Source organism: Kitasatospora sp. NPDC057692 (assembly GCF_042799475.1).
Taxonomy (GTDB): domain Bacteria; phylum Actinomycetota; class Actinomycetes; order Streptomycetales; family Streptomycetaceae; genus Kitasatospora.
The window spans coordinates 67,926-86,109 of the sequence record NZ_JBHVIV010000009.1 but is presented as its reverse complement, the minus strand read 5'-3'; the positions used below and the strand labels follow the sequence as shown (position 1 = coordinate 86,109).

Sequence of the window (18,184 nt, the reverse complement as noted above, 5' to 3'; positions counted from 1 at the left end):
CACAGTCGGTGGTGCGGCCCGCGATGGGGCCGGACCCGGGGCATGTGCCACACGGCCGGACCCAGAGTATCGAAGAGAGGTTCCACAGCGGTACACCCCGTGGGCCTTCGGTCTGGTGTGTTGCCGGTTCTGGCCGGAATGCGTGCGGGAATCGGATCGGAATGCGCCGGTGAATTGACACAAAAGTGTCAGTCGAGAACGCGAACCGGGCCGACCCCCGAAAGGGTCGGCCCGGTGGGGGCTGATCCCCCCCGCGGCGGTGGGGGTCTAGTCGAGCAGGCCCAGGCGCCGGGCGGCGGTCTCGGGGTCGACCGGGACGATCTGCGGCTGCGGCGCGCCGGCCACCGCCCAGTCCGGGTCCTTGAGGCCGTTGCCGGTCACGGTGCAGACGATCCGCTGGCCCGGGTCGACCAGGCCGGCCTCCGCCTTGGCCAGCAGACCGGCCACCGAGGCGGCCGAGGCGGGCTCCACGAAGACGCCCTCCTGGGAGGCCAACAGGCGGTAGGCGGACAGGATCTGACGGTCGGTCACCTTGTCGATCAGGCCGCCCGACTCGTCCCGCGCGGCGAGCGCGTAGTCCCAGGAGGCCGGGTTGCCGATCCGGATCGCGGTGGCGATGGTCTGCGGCTTGAGCACCGGGGCGCCGTCGACGATCGGCGCCGAGCCGGAGGCCTGGAAGCCCCACATCCGCGGCGTGCGGGTGGCCAGGCCGTCCGCCGCGTACTCGCGGTAGCCCTTCCAGTACGCGGTGATGTTGCCCGCGTTGCCCACCGGCAGCACGTGGATGTCCGGCGCGTCGCCGAGCATGTCGACGATCTCGAAGGCGGCGGTCTTCTGGCCCTCGATCCGGACCGGGTTCACCGAGTTGACCAGCGCCACCGGGTACTTCTCGGACAGTTCACGCGCAAGGGTGAGGCAGTCGTCGAAGTTCCCGTCCACCTGGAGGATCTTCGCGCCGTGCACCAGCGCCTGGCCCATCTTGCCCAGGGCGATCTTGCCCTGCGGGACGAGCACCGCCGACACCATCCGGGCCCGCACCGCGTACGCGGCGGCGGAGGCCGAGGTGTTGCCGGTGGAGGCGCAGATGACGGCCTGGGCGCCGTCCTCCTTCGCCTTGGAGATGGCCATCGTCATGCCGCGGTCCTTGAAGGACCCGGTCGGGTTGGCGCCCTCGACCTTGAGGTAGACCTCGCAGCCGGTGCGCTCGGAGAGCACCTGGGCGGGGACCAGCGGGGTGCCGCCCTCCAGCAGGGTGACCACCGGGGTCGCCGCGCTGACCGGCAGGCGGTCCCGGTACTCCTCGATCAGGCCCCGCCACTGGCGGGTGTGGGTGCCACGGGCGGCGTTCTCGGCAACGCTGCTCATCATCTGTTCCTATTCCCCTTCGACCCGCATGATGCTGGCCACGTCGCGCACGCTGTCGAGTGCGCGGAGCTTGTCGACCGTCGCCGACAGCGCGGCGTCGGAGGCCCGGTGGGTGACCACGACGAGCGAGGCGTCGCCGTCGCGGCCCTGCTGGCGCACGGTGTCGATCGAGACGCCGTGCTCGGCGAAGACGGAGGCGACCTGGGCGAGCACGCCCGCGCGGTCGTCGACGTCCAGGCTGACGTGGTAGCGGGTGACGACCTCGTCCATCGGCTTGGCCGGCAGCCGCGTGTACACCGAGTCGCCGGGGCCGGTGGCACCGGCGAGCTTGTTGCGGCAGACCGCGACGAGGTCGCCGAGGACCGCGGAGGCGGTCGGCGCGCCGCCGGCGCCCGGGCCGTAGAACATCAGCCGGCCGGCCGCCTCGGCCTCCACGAACACCGCGTTGTACGCCTCGCGGACCGAGGCCAGCGGGTGCGACAGCGGGATCATCGCCGGGTGGACGCGCGCGGTGACCGACTCGCCGTCGGCGGCCCGCTCGCAGATCGCCAGCAGCTTGACCACGCAGCCCATCGCCTTGGCGGAGGCGATGTCGGCGGCGGTGACCTCGGTGAGGCCCTCGCGGTAGACGTCCGCCGCGGTCACCTTGGTGTGGAAGGCGATGCCGGCCAGGATCGCGGCCTTGGCGGCGGCGTCGAAGCCCTCCACGTCGGCGGTCGGGTCGGCCTCGGCGTAACCGAGCGCGGTGGCCTCCTCCAGCGCCTCCGAGTACCCGGCGCCGGTGGTGTCCATCTTGTCGAGGATGAAGTTGGTGGTGCCGTTGACGATGCCCAGCACCCGGTTGACCCGGTCGCCGGCCAGCGACTCGCGCAGCGGGCGCAGCAGCGGGATCGCCCCGGCCACCGCGGCCTCGTAGTAGAGGTCCACGCCGGCCGCGGCGGCGGCCGCGTGCAGCTCGGTGCCGTCCTTGGCCAGCAGCGCCTTGTTGGCGCTGACCACCGAGGCGCCCTTCTCGAACGCCGACAGGATGAGGTGTTTGGACGGCTCGATGCCGCCCACGACCTCGATCACCACGTCGATGTCGCCCCGGTTGACCAGGGCCTCGGCATCGGTGGTGAGCAGGTGCTCGGGCACCCCCGGGCGGGGGCGCCCCGCCCGGCGCACCGCGATGCCGGCGAGCTCGACCGGCGCGCCGATGCGCGCGGCGAGGTCGGCGGCGTCTGTCGTCATGATGCGCGCCACCTCGGAGCCCACCACACCACAGCCCAGCAACGCCACCTTCAGCGGCCGCGTACGCATCATCCGACTCCGCTCTGCATTCATCGTGCTTCGGTCGATCCGGCGGGTTTTTCGGGGCCCGCCGGACTTTCGGTTCCCACCAGTCTCCGGGACTTTCCGTACGGATCTACGGTCGTTCCATGATCTGAGACAAGGATTTCGTCATCCGATATCGAGACGCAGGAGATCCTCCTCCGTCTCGCGCCGGACGATCACCCGGGCCGCGCCGTCCTGGACGGCGAGCACGGGGGGCTTGAGGGCGTGGTTGTAGTTGCTCGCCATGGAGCGGCAGTAGGCGCCGGTGGCGGGCACCGCGACGAGGTCGCCGGGGGCGAGGTCGGCCGGCAGGAAGGCGTCCCGGACGACGATGTCGCCGGACTCGCAGTGCTTGCCGACCACCCGGACCAGCATCGGCTCGGCCTCGCTGGTGCGCGACACCAGGGCCACCGAGTACTCGGCGTCGTACAGCGCGGTGCGGATGTTGTCGGACATCCCGCCGTCCACGCTGACGTAGGTGCGCAGGCCCTCCAGCGGCTTGACCGTGCCGACCTCGTACAGGGTGAACGCGGTCGGTCCGACGATCGCCCGGCCCGGCTCCACGCTCAGCCGGGGGGCGGTGAGGTTCGCGGCGGCGCACTCGCGGCGCACGATCTCGGCCAGCGCGGCCGCGATCTCGGCCGGCTCGCGCGGGTCGTCCTCGCTGGTGTAGGCGATGCCCAGGCCGCCGCCGAGGTCGATCTCGGGCAGCTCGACGCCGTGCTCGTCGCGGATCTGCGCCAGCAGGCCGACCACCCGGCGGGCGGCCACCTCGAAGCCGGCGGTGTCGAAGATCTGCGAGCCGATGTGCGAGTGGATGCCGCGCAGCTCCAGGCTCGCGCCGTGCGCCAGCACCCGGCGGACGGCCTCGGCGGCCGCTCCCCCGGTCAGCGAGAGGCCGAACTTCTGGTCCTCGTGCGCGGTGGCGATGAACTCGTGGGTGTGCGCCTCGACGCCGACGGTGATCCGGATCAGCACCGGCTGCCGCACGCCCTGGCGGCCGGCGATCGCCGCCAGGCGCTCGATCTCCTCGTAGGAGTCGACCACGATGTGCCCGACCCCGGACTTCACCGCGTGCTCCAGCTCGTCCACGGACTTGTTGTTGCCGTGCAGCGCGATCCGCTCCGGCGGCATCCCGGCGGCCAGCGCCACGGCCAGCTCGCCCGGGCTGCACACGTCGAGGTTGAGGCCCTCTTCGTGCAGCCAGCGGACGACCGCCTTGGAGAGGAAGGCCTTGCCCGCGTAGAAGACGTCGGCACCGGTGCCGAAGGCCTCGCGCCAGGCGCGCGCCCGGGCCCGGAAGTCGGCCTCGTCCATGACGTACGCCGGGGTGCCGAACTCGGCGGCCAGGCTCTTCACGTCGACGCCGCCGACGGTGACCACGCCCTCGGCGTCACGGGTGACGGTCCGGGACCAGACCTTGGGGTCGAGCGCGTTCAGGTCGCTCGGCGGCGCCTGGTAGTGGCCCTCGGGCAGCACGTCGCCGTGCCGGGGGCCTGCGGGGTGTGCGGAGCGAGACATGTCGTTGGTTCCCTCGACCTATGGCGAGGGGCGGCGACGGTCCCCGTTGACCGTCCGCCGCCCCCGCTGTGCACATGGGGGTGGTGCCTACATCCGCTCGGGCGCCGAGACGCCCAGCAGCGTCAGACCGTTCGCGATCACCGTGCGTGTCGCGTCGGCGAGCCAGAGCCGGGCGTGCGTGAGGTCGGTGACCTCCTCGTCGCCCCGCGGCAGGATGCGGCAGTTGTCGTAGAAGCGGTGGTACTTGGCCGCGAGGTCCTCCAGGTACGTCGCGACGCGGTGCGGCTCGCGCAGCTCGCCGGCCGAGGCCAGCACGCGCGGGAACTCACCGAGGTGGCCGAGCAGGTCGGACTCCCACTCGGTGGCCAGCAGCTCCGGTTTGAAGTCCTCGGCCGCGCCGCGCGAGATGCCCTGCTCGTCGGCGTTGCGCTGGACCGCGCACATCCGCGAGTGGGCGTACTGGACGTAGTACACCCGGTTCTCGTTGGTCTGGCTGGTCAGGATGTTGATGTCGAGCGTGATGGTGGAGTCGGTGGAGGACCGCGCCAGGGTGTAGCGGGCCGCGTCCACGCCGATCCACTCGACGACGTCGTCGATCGTGATGATGTTGCCGGCCCGCTTGGACATGCGGACCTCTTCGCCGTCGCGAAGCATCTTCACGAACTGGCCGATCCTCACCTCGATGTTGTGGTTCATGTCGTCGCCGGCGCAGGCCGCGATGGCCTTGAGGCGGTTGACGTAGCCGTGGTGGTCGGCGCCCAGCATGTAGAGCGCGACGTCGGTGCCGCGGTCCCGCTTGGACAGGTAGTAGGCGGCGTCGGCGGCGAAGTAGGTGGTGTCGCCGTCGGCCTTGACCAGGACGCGGTCCTTGTCGTCGCCGAAGTCGGTGGTGCGCAGCCAGACGGCGCCGTCCTGCTCGAAGACGTGGCCCTGCTCGCGCAGCCGGTCGATCGCGGTGCCGACGGCGCCGGAGTCGTGCAGCGACCGCTCCGAGAACCAGACGTCGAAGTGGGTGCCGAACTCGTCCATCGAGCGCTTGATCTCGGCGACCATGAGGTCGAGGCCCTCGGCGCGGAAGACCTGGAGCTGCTCCTCCTCGGACTTCTCCAGCAGGCCGGGGACGGCCCCGGTGATCGCCTTGGCGATGTCGACGATGTACTCGCCGACGTAGCCGCCCTCCGGCACCTCGCGGCCGTTCGCGGCGGCCTGCAGCGAGGCGGCGAACTTGCCGATCTGCACGCCGGCGTCGTTGAGGTAGTACTCGGTGGTGACGTCGGCGCCGCAGGCCCGCAGGACGCGCGCCAGGGAGTCGCCGACGGCCGCCCAGCGCACGCCGCCGATGTGGATCGGGCCGGTCGGGTTGGCGGAGACGAACTCCAGGTTGATCTTCAGACCGGCGAGGTCCTGGTTGCGGCCGTAGGCCTCGCCCGCCTCGACGATGGTGCGCGCCAGCGCGCCGGCGGTGGCGGTGTCCAGGGTGATGTTCAGGAAGCCCGGACCGGCGATGTCGACCTTGGCGACGCCGGTGATCCCTCGCAGGCGGTCGGCCAGCACCTCGGCAACGGCTCGCGGCGGCCGGCCGGCCGACTTCGCGAGCTGGAGGGCCACGTTGGTCGCGTAGTCGCCGTGGTCCCTGTTCTTGGGCCGCTCGACCGTCACGTGCTCGGGCACGGCGACGGCCAGCTCGCCCGCCTCGACGGCGGCGCTCACTGCGGCCTGGACTGCCTGGGAAAGCTCTGCGGGGGTCACGACGCCAAGCGTAGGCGAGAGGGGGAGGGCACCCGCCACTCGGTTTACCGGTTGAGACGTCCGGCCCCGGCAGTCAGCCCCGATCGCTCCCGTCTGTTCGCTGAGGGCGAAACCCGTCGGGCGCCGCGTCCGGGGCTCCGCGGTGGCCGAGCTCCACCAGCCGCCGCACCAGCGCCACCAGGTCGGCCGGGTCGAAGGGCTTGCCCAGGTAGCCGTCCACCCCGACCGACTCACCCAGGTCCAGGTCGGCCGGCGTGCAGGCGCTCACGATCGCGATCGGCAGCAGCCTGGTCCCCGGCGCCGCCCGCAGCCGGGCCGCCGTCCGCAGGCCGTCCAGCCGCGGCATCATCACGTCCAGCGTCACCACGTCGGGCTTCACCCGGCGGACCACCTCCAGGCACTCGGCACCGTCGGCGGCGGTCACCACCTCGAAGCCCTCGAGCTCCAGGTTGACCCTGATCAGCTGGCGGATCACCTCGCTGTCGTCCACCACGAGGACCCGCCCGGACACTCCCGACACCTCACCGAGGGTATCGGCGGCCCCGCCGCCCCGTCCGGTCTTTGCGGACTTCCGCCGACCCCGCCCGACCCCGCCCGCGCAAACCCGTGCACGGAGCACGCCGCGGGCCTGGTAGTGTTCTCCACGTCGAAGCGAACGCGGCGACAACAGCAGAGCAAGCCCCCGTAGCTCAGGGGATAGAGCACCGCCCTCCGGAGGCGGGTGCGTAGGTTCGAATCCTACCGGGGGCACTTCGCAAGAAGTGCCGAAGAGGCCCAGGCCAGTGGCGAGTTGCCACCGGACTGGGCCTGATTCGTTTTCCGGCCGCGCCCGGGCGTCGCCAACCCGCGCCCGGGGCGGCGGAGTTGCTCCGCCGCCCCGGGGCCTCAGTCGGCGACGGGGCTGGGCGCGGCGAAGGTCTCGGCGGGGCCGAAGTCGCTGAAGGCCAGGGTGATCGCGACCTTCTCCCCGTCGGCGACCACCCTCTCGTCGACGTGGCGGGTGCGGCCCTGGGCGTCGATCCACTGGTCGAGGTCCAGGGAGGTGATCCCCGACCTGGTCAGCGCGCGGTGGACGGACGGGGCGGCGTCGGCGAACTGCGCCGCTTCGAGGTGGCCGGCGAGGTGGTAGGTCGGCACGCCGTCCCTGGTCTCCATGCCCTTGCGGGCGGACGGGCCCTGGGCCAGCAGCAGCCTGGCGTACTCGTTGTAGTCGAAGTCCGAGACCTCGGCGGACCGCGGGGTCTTCAGCCAGGTGCCGGTGGCGTCGTGCCCCCGCAGGTACTCGGCGTCCGCGGTGGTGACGCTCTCCCGCAGGGTCCCGTCCGCCTCCTTGCCCTGCCAGCGGCCGGTGAACAGGGTGTTGAGGTTCTGCCGCGCCGTGAGGACGACGGGCTCGGCGTCGCCGTCGGGGGCGCGGACGACGTCCACGGTGACCGCGTACGGCTCCTGGCCGGCCTTCGCCACGGCCTCCGCCGGGTCGAAGGCGGCGGCGTCCCCGGCGGGCGCGTCGTCCCCCCGGCAGCCGGTGAGCAGGGCGAGGACGGCGGTGGTCGCGGCGGCGGCGAGGACGGTGGTTCGGCGCACGGTGGAAGCCCCCCAAGGCAACACGAGTGGTCAGTGCGCGGAGAGCCTCCCACAGCGCGGTCCGCCGGTCGAACCGGATTCCGGGCGGCGTCCGGCGGTCAGGTGGCGGCGGCGACGGCCTCGGCGCAGAGGGCCTCGACGGTGTGGTCGAAGTAGGCGCTGTACGAGGTGTCGTCGGTGTCGCCGCCCTGCTGGTAGCCGCCGATGGCGCCGACGACGTGGCCGGTGGCGGTGGAGATCCAGGGGCCGCCGCTGGTGCCGCCCGGGTAGCCCGGGCAGTCGACGACGCGCTGGAAGGCGCTCTGCCGGCCGGTGGTGTTGGTGCACAGCAGGGGGCGCTCGGAGGTGGCGGGGTAGCCGTAGAGGCGGACGTCGGTGCCGAAGGGCTCGTCGGCGCCGAGGGTGTTGCCGCCGACCACGTCCTCGATCCGGCGGCCGGAGGCGTCGGCGGCGGTCTCCAGGACCGCGAAGTCCTCGTCCTGGTCGCCGTCGTGGGACCAGCCGGCGGTGGTGTGCACGGCGGTGACCCGCCAGGTGCCGTACGGGGCCCGGCCGTCGCGGTAGCCGGGGGCGAAGGTGACACCGCCCGGGTCCTCGACGCAGTGGGCGGCGGTGAGCAGCAGGTTGCCGGCGGCGCTGTGCAGCACGCTGGCGGTGCAGAAGTGGCCGCCGGGGCCGACGGTGCCGGAGAACAGGGCGCCGACGGTGGCGGCCTCGGGGGTGGCCGGGGCGGTGGCGGTGGTGCCCGGCGGGTCGCTCGGGGTCGCGGTCACGGTCACGGTCGCGGTGGACCCGGAGGCGGGCGACGGGGACTCGTCCGGGGCGTCGGTCTCCGCGGGGTCCGCGGGGTCCGCAGGTTCCATGGGCTCCGCCGGAACCACCGGGACCGCCGGGGCCGTTGCCACCGTGGTCTCCGGGGAGGCCACGGCGGTGGCCTTGGGGGCCACGCTGTGGGTGCCGACGACCACGGCCGCCACGGTGAGCGCGGAGAGCGTCGTGGTGACCAGGGTCGGGGCCAGGAGGCGGTGTCGAGAGGTGCGGCGGCGGTGCTGGCCCATGCCCGGTCGGCTCCTGCCCTGGTCGGCGGCGGTACGGGAACCGACTATGGCTTCCCGAACTGGGAGGGCGGTGATGCGCCGCTGGGAACGCGATGAGAATTCAGCCGGTCGACGGCCCGCTCACAGTACCCCGGCCCCGGTGCGGGCGGAGGCGCGGCCACCGGGCCGGGCCGGACGCACGCGGCCGGCGGCGGCCCCGGAACCGGGCGCCGCCGCCGGCCCGTCGCGGTGCGCGGCGGATCTCATTGGGCGCGCTGGCGCTGGTGGGCGGTGGTCTGCGCCTGGGTCTGCGGCGCCTGCGCGGCGGCCTCGGTGGTGCCGGCGGCCTCCCCCGGCGCCGGCCGGTGGTCGATCATCAGGAACGCGATCGCCGAGGCCAGCAGCAGGATGCCCATCGCCACCCAGGTGGCCACCACGTAGCCGTGCACGGCCCCCTCGGCCTGGACCGCGGGGTTCCCGGCGCCGGCGGCGCGGGCGGCCAGCCAGCTCGCCGTGGCGCTGGCCGCGATGGTGTTCAGCAGGGCCGTGCCGAAGGAGCCGCCGACCTGCTGGGCGGAGTTGATGGTGGCCGAGGCCGCGCCGGCCTCGTTGGGGGCGACGCCGAGGGTGGCCAGGCTCATCGACGGCATGAAGACCAGGCCCATGCCGAAGCCGAGCAGCAGTTCGGCGGGCAGCACCATGCCGGCCCAGGGGCTGTCCACCCGCATCTGGGTCAGCCAGGCCATGCCGGCGGCGGCCAGCAGCAGCCCGGGGCCGATCAGGTTGCGGGACGGCACCCTGGTCATCAGCCGGGCCGCGAAGCCGGTCGAGCTGATGATGATGGCGGCGGTCATCGGCAGGAAGGAGACGCCGGACATCACCGGCGAGAAGTGCTTGATCACCTGGAGGTAGTAGGTCAGGAACAGGAACAGGCCGAACATCCCGATCATCGCCAGGCCGATCGAGAGGGCGCCGCCGCCCCGGTTCCGGTCCGCGACGATGTGCAGCGGCAGCAGCGCGTGCGGCGTCCGCCGCTCGACCAGGACGAACACCGCCAGCAGCAGCACGCCGAACAGCAGCGAGCCCAGCACCAGTCCGTCGCCCCAGCCCCGGGTGACCGCCTCGGACATGCCGAACACGATGGCGAGCAGACCGCCGCAGCCGAGCAGCGCGCCGGGCAGGTCGAGCCTGGTGCGGGTGCCCTTGGCGATGTGGTCGCGGGTCAGCACGGAGAACGCGGCGAAGGCGGTCACCACCGCGATCGGGGTGTTCACGAACAGGCACCAGCGCCAGTTCAGGTACTCGGTGAGCACGCCGCCGAGGAGCAGCCCGATCGCGGCGCCGCCGCCGGCGATCGCGCCGAAGACGCCGAAGGCGGTGCTCCGCTCCCGGGGATCGGAGAAGGTCGTGGAGAGCAGCCCCAGCGCGGAGGGGGCGAGCAGCGCGCCGAAGGCGCCCTGCAGGGCGCGGGCGGCGAACAGCATGGTCGGGCCGTTGGCGGCGCCGCCGATCGCGGAGGCGAGGGCGAAGCCGAGCAGGCCGATGATGAAGACGCGTTTGCGGCCGAAGAGGTCGCCGAGCCGGCCGCCGAGGAGCAGCAGTCCGCCGAAGGCCAGCGTGTAGGCGGTGATCACCCACTGCCGGTCGGCGTCCGAGATGCCGAGGTCCTTCTGGGCCGACGGGAGGGCGATGTTCACGATCGTGATGTCGAGGACGATCATCAGCTGGGCGATGGCGATGACCGCCAACGCCCACCAGCGGCGGGAGTCCGCCGCTCCGTGACCGGTGGCGGCTTGGGCTTGGACAGACACTGGGGGCGCCTTTCCGGAGGGGTGCGGAGAGGTCACGCAGTCGCCTTCCAGCCAAACGCTCACAGCGTCGAATGGCAAGGAAAATATTGGACAAACCGGTCGAACCAGGACCAAAGAACCAGGGGTGTGGGACCGTGGCACGAGGCCCCCGGGACCGTCCCCGGGGGCCTCGCCGCCTGCGGCCGACGACCGCCGGCAGCGCCGACCGCTACAGCGCGGACAGCTCCGCGACCAGGTCGTCCAGGCCCAGCGAGCCCTGCGACAGCGCCGCCATGTGCCAGGCCTTGAGGTCGAACACCTCGCCGCGCGCCTCGTGCGCCGCCCGGGCCGCCGCCCGCCCGCGCAGCCAGGCCCGCTCGCCCAGCTTGTAGCCGATCGCCTGCCCGGGCAGGCCCAGGTAGCGGACCAGCTCGCTGTCCAGGAAGTCGGCGGACAGCCCGCAGTACAGGCCGAAGAACTCGCGCGCGGCCTCCGGCGAGACGGGCTCCCCCGCGCGGTACGGGGAGTCCGCCGGGAAGTCCAGGCCGGCGTGCATGCCGATGTCGACGATCACCCGCAGCGCCCGCATCATCTGCGCGTTGAGGTAGCCGAGCCGGTGGCCCGGGTCGGTGAGGTAGCCGAGCTCGTCCATCAGGCGCTCGGCGTACAGCGCCCAGCCCTCCAGGTTGGCGCTCACCCCGCCGAGGCTGACCTGGTAGGTGGAGAGCCGGTCGGCGACGTAGTTCCACTGCGCGAGCTGCAGGTGGTGGCCGGGGACGCCCTCGTGGTACCAGGTCGAGACGAGGTCCCACTCGGGGAACCGCTCACGGCCCAGGGTGGGCAGCCAGGTCCGGCCGGGGCGGCTGAAGTCCAGCGACGGGGCGGTGTAGTACGGCGCCGCGGCGCCGCCGGCCGGGGCGATCCGGGACTCGACCCGGGTGATCGGCTCGGCCAGGTCGAAGTGGGTGCCCTGGAGGTCGGCGATCGCGCCGTCCATCAGGCCCTGGAGGAACTCCCGGGCGGCCTCGGCGCCGACCCGCGCGGGGCCGTCGCTCTCCAGCCACTTCATCGCCTCCATCGGCTCGGCACCGGGCCGCACCTTCTCGGCCTCGGTGCGCATCTGGGCGAGCAGGTCGTGGAACTCCTGCCAGGCCCAGGCGTAGGCCTCGTCGAGGTCGAGGTCGGCACCGGTCCAGTAGCGCACCCAGCGGCCGTAGCGCTCCCGGCCCGCGGTGTCGGGGGCGTCGGCGCCGGCCGGCCCGTAGACGTCGCGCAGCCAGTCGCGCAGGGCGGCGAGCGCCTCGGCGGCGGCCGCGGCGTGCCCGGCCAGCTCCTCGCGCAGCGTCTCGGGGGCCTCCCGGACCAGCTCGCCGAACCAGCCGCCGGGGGCGTCCCCGACCAGCCACTCGCCCAGCTGGCCGGTCACCGTGGTGACCTGGCGGGGGCCGGAGAACAGGCCGCGCTCGATGCCCTCGGCGAGGGTGGCGCGGTATCCGGCGAGCGCCTCCGGCACCCGGGCGAGGCGGCGGCCGAGGATCCCCCACTGCTCCTCGGTGTCGGTGGGCATGAGGATGAAGACGTCGCGGAGGTTGTGCACCGGGGAGCCCAGGTTGTGGACGGCCCGGTAGCGCTCGCCCGCGTCGTGGACGGCGAGTTCGGCGGTGAGCCGCTCGCGCAGCAGGCGGGCGCAGCGCCGTTCCGCCTCGTCGCGGGGGGAGCCGGCCGCCTCGGCCGCGTCGAGCGCCGCCTCGGCCTCGTCGAGCCGGGTCAGGGCGGTGCGGCCGAGGTCCGCGATCGCCTCGGCGCCGGCCGGGGAGAGGTCGGGGAGGCGGTCGTCCTCCGGGTTCAGGCCCAGGTACACCGCGGTCAGCGGGTCGAGCTCGGCAAGGTCCCGTACATAGGTGTCGGCGACACGTCGGGGTGTGGTGCCGTCGGAGCTGATCAGTTCAACCATCCGGCCATCATGGCGCGGCCGGCGCCGTTTGCAAGCCCCCTCAGGATGGCATGGACCGGCCAATTAAGCCCCGGATCGGCGGGGTCGGCCGCGCGGGCGGCGCGGCCGCCGGCGCCGCAGCGCCCGGCCCGGGTCCCAGACGGGTCGTCCGTGGGCGAAGGGGAAGAAGGCGAGGCCGATCAGCGCGGCGCTGATGTGCCCGAGGTCCGTGAAGGTGTGCGAGACCACCAGCGGCACCAGGTGGAAGACCACCACCCCGGCGCCGTACAGCCACCGCCAGCCGCCGGCGAGGCGGTACGTGAGCACGGCCGCCACCCCGGCCAGCGCGTAGGAGACGCCGACGTCCACCGTCCCGGCCATGCTCCGCTGCAGGGTGCCCCGGACGATCCCCCAGGCCACCACGCCCTCGCTGACCAGGGTCGCCAGCACGTGCGCCGTCGCGGCCACCACGAACCAGCGCGCGGTGCCCAGCCAGCGCTCGGCGTTGGCGTGGAACAGGGTGAACAGCACGGCGTAGAGCGGCCAGCTCGACGTCCCGGTCCACAGCGCGCTGGCCACCAGGGCGTGCACCGGGCGCGAGCGCAGGTGCTCCAGATTGGTCGAGCGGGCGGCCAGGAACCAGTCCAGGGTGCGCTGGTCCATCCGCGCCACGGCGAGGCTGGTGACCGCGAGGAGGAGCAGCCACAGGTAGGTGCCGGGCGCCGAGCCGATCCACGCCAGGAGGGCGCGCGGTGCCCCGCGCAGCCGGCGCGCCCGGGGCGGCCGGTCCAGCGTCTGCGCCATCCGGCGGGCCTCCTCGGTGCGGCGGCGTGCTGCGTCCCATCCTCGGGCGGGGCCCGGCGGGGCGCCTCCCGGAACGGGCCGTCCGACCGGACGGCGGGGGCTCGCGCGGGGCGCCCCGTACGAGCCCCGCGCGCGCCCCGGACAGGCCCCGCGCGGGCCCCGGACGGGCACAAACGCGCGTTCGGAAGATCGGTGCAGACCCGGCTCCGATCCGGCCCGGGGCCGTTACGCTGACCGCCATGGAAGCCAGCCCAGCGCCCGTCCCGCCCGCCCCCGACCCCGCGGCCCGGCCGCGGCGCGCCGGGTACCGGCGGCTGCCGGTGCAGCAGCGGCGCGAGCAGCTGATCGCGGTGGCGCTGGAGCTGTTCGCCCGCAGGCCGCCCGAGGAGGTCGGGCTGGACGACGTCGCGCAGGCCGCCGGGGCGTCCCGGCCGCTGGTCTACCGCTACTTCGCGGGCGGCAAGCAGCAGCTGTACGAGGCCGCGCTGCGCAGCGCGGCCCAGGAGCTCACCGACCGCTTCACGGTGCCGCCCGCCGGGACCCCGACCCAGCAGCTGTCCGCCGTGCTGGAGCACTACTTCTCCTTCGTCGCGGAGCACGACGCCGGCTACTCGGCGCTGCTGCGCGGCGGATCGGTGGTGGAGACGGCCCGCACCTCGGCGATCGTGGACGACGTCCGGCGGGCGGCGCTGCGCCGGACGCTGCGCCACCTCGGGGTGCGGCAGGCCGGGCCGCGGCTGACGCTGCTGGTGCGCTCGTGGATCGCGGTGGTCGAGGGGGCCTCGCTGAGCTGGCTCGACGAGGGCCGGGCGCTGCCGGTGGACGAGCTGCGCGAGTGGCTGGTGGACCAGTTCGTGGCGATGTCGGCGGCGACGGCGCTGCACGACCCGCAGACCGCCGAGGTGCTGGCCGCGCTGCTGGCGCTGGAGGGCCCGGACTCACCGCGGACGGCGCGGCTGCGGGCGGTGCTGGGAGCGACGGACGCGTAGGCCGGGCTCCGGTCGTGCCCCGGCCCCCGACCCCCGTGCCAAGGGTCGGGACCGCGGCCCGCGCTACGCCTTGCCGAGGACCTGGCGCTGCCGGCCGAGGCCGTCGATCTCGATCTCGACGACGTCTCCGGGCGCGAGGTAGGGCGTGCCCGGGCGGCCGAGGGTGACCCCGGCCGGGGTGCCGGTGATGATCACGTCGCCCGGTTCCAGCACCATGAACCGGCTCGTGTAGCGGACCAGCTCCAGCACCGGGAAGACCATCCGCCCGGTGGAGCCGTCCTGGCGCCGCTCCCCGTTCACCCACAGCCGCAGCGACAGCCGCTGCGGGTCCGCCACCTCGTCGGGGGTGACCAGCCATGGCCCGAGCGGGGTGAAGGTCTCCGCCGACTTGCCCTTGTCCCACTGGCCGCCGCGCTCGAACTGGAAGGCGCGCTCGGTGACGTCGTTGGCGATGGTGTAGCCGGCGATCACCGCGGCCGCCGCCGCGTGGTCCTCCAGGTAGCGGGCGGTGCGGCCGATCACCACGGCGAGTTCGGCCTCGTAGTCGGTCTTCTCTCCGCCGCGCGGCACCAGCACCTCGTCGTACGGGCCGACCACCGTCGAACCGGGCTTGAGGAAGATCACCGGCTCGTCCGGGATCGCCGCGCCCGCCTCGGCCGCGTGGTCCCGGTAGTTGAGGCCGATCCCGACCACCTTGCCGGGCCGGATCACCGGCGGGCCGATCCGCTGCCCGGCGAGCTCGGCCACCGGCAGCCGCCCGGAGGCCACCCGGGCGGCCAGCCCGGCCAGGGCGTCGCCCTCCAGCCCGGCGAGGAAGCCGCCGTCGATGTCCGCGGTCACCCCGGAGAGGTCGTACGCGGTGCCGTCCTGGGCCAGCGCGGCCGGGCGTTCGGCGCCCGGCGGGCCGACACGGAGGAGCTTCATCCGATCCCCACCTCCTGATTCGTCGATCGCCGGCGCGGTGAGGGCCCGCACCGGCTGCTGCCTGCGAGGTATATCAACGGGCCGCCGCCGCGGACCAGACCGCCGTGATCGGCGGAGTCCCCCGGCCCCCGGCCGCGGCCGTCACGCCCCGGGCGAACAGCGGCATGGGCGGCCGCCCCGCGGTACAGGATCCGCTCATGGAGATCACCCGCATACGCCCCGAACTGACCGTCGTCACCCTGGACTTCGGCACCGCCTACCTCTGGCGCGACGAGGACGGCGCGCTCACCCTCGTCGACACCGGCATCGCCGGGCAGGCCGACGCGATCGAGGAGGCGATCCGCGCCGTCGGCGCCGACCCGGCCGCACTGCGCCGCATCGTGCTCACCCACCACCACGAGGACCACGCCGGCTCGGCCGCCGAACTCGCCCGGCGGCTGGGCGCCGAGGTGGCCGCCCACCGGCTGGAGGCCCCGGTGGTGCGCGGCGAGCAGGAGCCCCGGCCGTTCGCGCTGAGCCCCTTCGAGCAGGAGCTGTGGGACGCCTTGCCGGCGCTGCCGCCGGCCCCGCCGTGCCGGGTGGACCGCGAGGTGGCGGACGGCGAGGTGCTCGACTTCGGCGGCGGCGCCGTGGTGGTGCACGTGCCCGGCCACACCGACGGGTCGATCGCCCTGCACCTGCCGGAGTCCGGCGTGCTGTTCACCGGCGACCTCGCGGCCAACGTCGGGAACCGGACCATGCCCGGCGTCTTCAACACCGATCCGGCGCTCGCCCTGGAGTCCTTCCACCGGCTGGCCGCGCTGGAGGCCGAGAGCGTGCTGTTCGGGCACGGCGAGCCGATCGCCGAGGGCGGCTCAGCCGCTCTGCGTCGAGCCGTCGAGCAGCTCGGCGAGCACTAGCGGCCGGTGCGGCTCGGCGTCGGACTCGGTGCTCTCCCGCTCCCAGCGCTCCAGGTCGCGCACGACGTCCTCGCGGGCCCGGGGGTGGCCGTCCAGCGCGGGCAGCAGCTCGCGCAGCAGTGCGACCGCCGCCCTCGGCCGGCCCGAGCGGGCCAGCCAGAGCGCCAGGTCGTGGCAGGTCCGCAGGGTCCGCGGGTCCGCCGACCCGAAGGCCCGGGAGAACTGCGGTATCAGCGCGACCAGTTGCTCGACCGCCCGCTCGGGCGAGCCGGCCGCGCCGCGCCGCCAGGCGTCGTCGGCCTTGCGGCGCAGCTCGTCCGGGTCGGTGCCGAACCGGATGTCGCGCAGCCGGCGGCGGACCTCGGCGGCGTCGGCGGGCCGGTCCTCCGGCCTCTTGGCGAGCAGCTGGAGCACCAGCCGGTCCAGCGCCGGGTCGGGCGTGCCGGGGGGCGCCGGCTGCTCGTTGACGTGCTTGAACATCATGGTGACCGGGGTGGTGGCGCTGAACGGGCGGCGGCCGGTGCAGAGCTGGTAGAGCACCACGCCGAGCGCGTACAGGTCGGCCCGGCCGTCGATCGGGTCGCCGGACCAACACTCGGGCGCCAGGTAGGCCGGGGTGCCGATGACCACGCCGGTGGAGGTGAGCCCGCCGCCCTGCTGGGTGAGCAGCCGGGCGATGCCGAAGTCCAGCACCTTGGCCTCGCCGGTGTCGGCGATCATGATGTTCTCGGGCTTGATGTCCCGGTGCACCACCCCGCTGCGGTGCGCGGAGTCCAGCGCCTTGCAGACCTGCCGCGCCCAGCGCAGGGCGACCGGCAGCTCCGGCCGGACCCCGTCGGCCAGCAGCGCGGAGAGCGGCCGGCCCCGGACCAGCTCCATCACCAGGTAGTGGGTCGAGCGCGCGCCGTCCTGCACCCGCCCGTAGTCGTACAGGGTGACGATGTGCGGATGGGACAGGCCGCCGACGGTCTTGGCCTCGCGGATGAACCGGCCGACCGACTCCTCGTCCCCGGCCTTCTCCTCGGAGAGCACCTTGAGCGCGACCGCCCGCCCGATGGTCTCGTCGTGGGCGGCCCAGACCACGCCGAACCCGCCCTGGCCCAGCTCCCGGTCCAGCCGGTAGCGGCCGCCCACGACATCGCCCGCCTTCATGCCTTCCCCCACACGTCCGCCGAACCCGACCACCGTTCATCCTGACCGGGTCAGGTTAGCGGCGGGCAACGGTGTTCGGGTGAACTACCCCGCGCCCGGGGCCGGGCTCAGGTCTTCGGCAGGCCGACCGGGTTGACCTCCGAGCTCTGCACGGCCTCGGCGTCCAGGCCCCAGCGCTTCAGCACCTGGCCGTACGTACCGTTCCTGATCACCTCGTCGATCGCCCCGTGCAGCGCCTTGACCAGGCCGTTGTCCTTCCTGGTGGTGGCCCCGATCTTGCCGAGCACCTCGGCCCCGGCGCCCGAGTAGGTGCCGATCACCTCGGTCTCGCCGGTCTGCACGGCGTGGAAGGCGGTCACCGGGTTGGGGCCGACGTAGATGTCGATCCGGCCCGAGGAGAGCGCCAGGTAGTAGTCCGAGGAGCTCTGGAAGTACTTGATGTCGGCCGGCTTGAGGCCGTTGCGCACGTTCTCCTCGTTCCAGGCGACGAGCAGCTTCTCCTGGTTGGTGCCGGAGCTGACGGCGACGGTCCGGCCGGAGATGTCCTTGGGGCCGGTGATCTTCCAGCCGGTGCCCTTCTTCGCCTCGAAGCCGAGGATGTCGAGGCGGTAGGTGGCGAAGTCGTACTTCTCCTTGCGGGCCTCGGTGACCGTGATGTTGGAGATGCCGACGTCGTACTTGCCGCTGTCCAGGCCGACGAAGATGTTCTCCCAGGAGACCGGGTTGAACTCGACCTCCAGGCCCAGCACATTGCCGATCAGCGAGGCGAGGTCCGGCTCCACTCCGATGATCGTCTTGTCGTCGGTGGCGTAGAAGTCCAGCGGCGGCGTGGTGCCGAGCGAGTCGACCACGGTCAGTTTTCCGCGCTTTCTGATCTCCTCCGGCACCAGCGCGGCGAGGGCGTCCACCTTGGCCGTGGTCACCCGGTTCTGCTGGGGCGTCAGGTTCACCGTGGCGCCGTTCGGCGCGGTGCTGCCCTTGGCGGGGGCGAGGTCCGCCGCGGCGTCCGTGGTGCTGCCGCAGGCGGCCAGGGTCAGGGCGGCGGCGAGCGCGGCGGCGGCGGTCACGAGGGCGCGACGGGGTAGGGACATGGCGGTACTCCTGCCGGTGAGAGGGGGGTTTT

The 18,184-nt window shown here is 73.6% G+C and carries 15 protein-coding genes and 1 tRNA gene; 3 read left to right on the top strand and 13 right to left on the bottom strand.

All coding sequences use genetic code 11. The annotated features are described in order from the left end of the window. Positions 1-267: 267 nt before the first annotated feature. From thrC to ACFVFS_RS08055, 5 genes are all read right to left on the bottom strand, one after another. Positions 268-1,365 (bottom strand): threonine synthase, encoded by a 1,098-nt coding sequence (gene thrC, locus ACFVFS_RS08075; RefSeq protein ID WP_380621407.1) that lies wholly within the window; start codon positions 1,363-1,365, stop codon positions 268-270. A gap of 9 nt (positions 1,366-1,374) precedes the next feature. After that, positions 1,375-2,667, bottom strand: a complete 1,293-nt coding sequence (locus ACFVFS_RS08070; RefSeq protein ID WP_380621405.1) for a homoserine dehydrogenase — start codon at positions 2,665-2,667, stop codon at positions 1,375-1,377. Between the two features lie 138 nt (positions 2,668-2,805). Continuing rightward, positions 2,806-4,200 carry a diaminopimelate decarboxylase gene (gene lysA, locus ACFVFS_RS08065; protein ID WP_380621403.1) on the bottom strand — a complete coding sequence of 465 codons (1,395 nt, stop codon included), beginning with the start codon at positions 4,198-4,200 and terminating at the stop codon, positions 2,806-2,808. 87 nt (positions 4,201-4,287) lie between these two features. Next, complete coding sequence (argS, locus tag ACFVFS_RS08060) at positions 4,288-5,949, bottom strand: arginine--tRNA ligase (RefSeq protein WP_380621401.1); 1,662 nt, start codon at positions 5,947-5,949, stop codon at positions 4,288-4,290. 73 nt (positions 5,950-6,022) lie between these two features. Further along, positions 6,023-6,469 carry a response regulator gene (locus ACFVFS_RS08055; RefSeq protein ID WP_376091384.1) on the bottom strand — a complete coding sequence of 149 codons (447 nt, stop codon included), beginning with the start codon at positions 6,467-6,469 and terminating at the stop codon, positions 6,023-6,025. A 158-nt stretch (positions 6,470-6,627) separates the two neighbouring features. Here ACFVFS_RS08055 and ACFVFS_RS08050 point away from each other — a divergent pair. Then, positions 6,628-6,699, top strand: a tRNA-Arg gene (locus ACFVFS_RS08050). 135 nt (positions 6,700-6,834) lie between these two features. On the opposite strand, the gene ACFVFS_RS08045 is transcribed toward ACFVFS_RS08050, so the two are convergent. The 5 genes from ACFVFS_RS08045 to ACFVFS_RS08025 form a co-directional block, all read right to left on the bottom strand. Beyond that, positions 6,835-7,533 (bottom strand): hypothetical protein, encoded by a 699-nt coding sequence (locus ACFVFS_RS08045; protein ID WP_380621399.1) that lies wholly within the window; start codon positions 7,531-7,533, stop codon positions 6,835-6,837. Positions 7,534-7,631: 98 nt separating this feature from the next. Then, on the bottom strand, positions 7,632-8,591 hold the full coding sequence (locus tag ACFVFS_RS08040) for a trypsin-like peptidase domain-containing protein (RefSeq protein WP_380621397.1): 960 nt from the start codon (positions 8,589-8,591) through the stop codon (positions 7,632-7,634). 242 nt (positions 8,592-8,833) lie between these two features. Then, entirely contained in the window at positions 8,834-10,291 is a 1,458-nt protein-coding gene (locus ACFVFS_RS08035) for an MFS transporter (RefSeq protein WP_380621521.1), read from the bottom strand. Between the two features lie 298 nt (positions 10,292-10,589). After that, positions 10,590-12,314, bottom strand: coding sequence for a DUF885 domain-containing protein (locus ACFVFS_RS08030; RefSeq protein ID WP_380621395.1), 1,725 nt, complete (start codon positions 12,312-12,314; stop codon positions 10,590-10,592). A gap of 63 nt (positions 12,315-12,377) precedes the next feature. Next, the gene (locus tag ACFVFS_RS08025) at positions 12,378-13,097 is read right to left on the bottom strand and encodes a rhomboid-like protein (protein WP_380621393.1); all 720 of its coding nucleotides are present in this window, start codon (positions 13,095-13,097) and stop codon (positions 12,378-12,380) included. Between the two features lie 239 nt (positions 13,098-13,336). Here ACFVFS_RS08025 and ACFVFS_RS08020 point away from each other — a divergent pair, with 239 nt between their 5' ends. Continuing rightward, entirely contained in the window at positions 13,337-14,086 is a 750-nt protein-coding gene (locus ACFVFS_RS08020; protein WP_380621391.1) for a TetR/AcrR family transcriptional regulator, read from the top strand. Between the two features lie 63 nt (positions 14,087-14,149). Here ACFVFS_RS08020 and ACFVFS_RS08015 read toward each other — a convergent pair whose 3' ends face one another. Then, a complete protein-coding gene (locus tag ACFVFS_RS08015) occupies positions 14,150-15,010 on the bottom strand; it encodes a fumarylacetoacetate hydrolase family protein (RefSeq protein WP_380621389.1) in 861 nt (286 codons plus the stop codon). Positions 15,011-15,207: 197 nt separating this feature from the next. Between ACFVFS_RS08015 and ACFVFS_RS08010 the strand changes: the two genes are divergently transcribed. Then, complete coding sequence (locus tag ACFVFS_RS08010; protein ID WP_380621387.1) at positions 15,208-15,909, top strand: MBL fold metallo-hydrolase; 702 nt, start codon at positions 15,208-15,210, stop codon at positions 15,907-15,909. Here ACFVFS_RS08010 and ACFVFS_RS08005 read toward each other — a convergent pair. Further along, positions 15,865-17,061: a serine/threonine-protein kinase gene (locus tag ACFVFS_RS08005; RefSeq protein WP_380621385.1), complete on the bottom strand. Its 1,197-nt coding sequence runs from the start codon at positions 17,059-17,061 to the stop codon at positions 15,865-15,867. The two genes, ACFVFS_RS08010 and ACFVFS_RS08005, sit on opposite strands and share 45 nt — an antisense overlap. 107 nt (positions 17,062-17,168) lie before the next feature. Further along, complete coding sequence (locus ACFVFS_RS08000) at positions 17,169-18,152, bottom strand: ABC transporter substrate-binding protein (protein WP_380621384.1); 984 nt, start codon at positions 18,150-18,152, stop codon at positions 17,169-17,171. Positions 18,153-18,184: the final 32 nt, after the last annotated feature.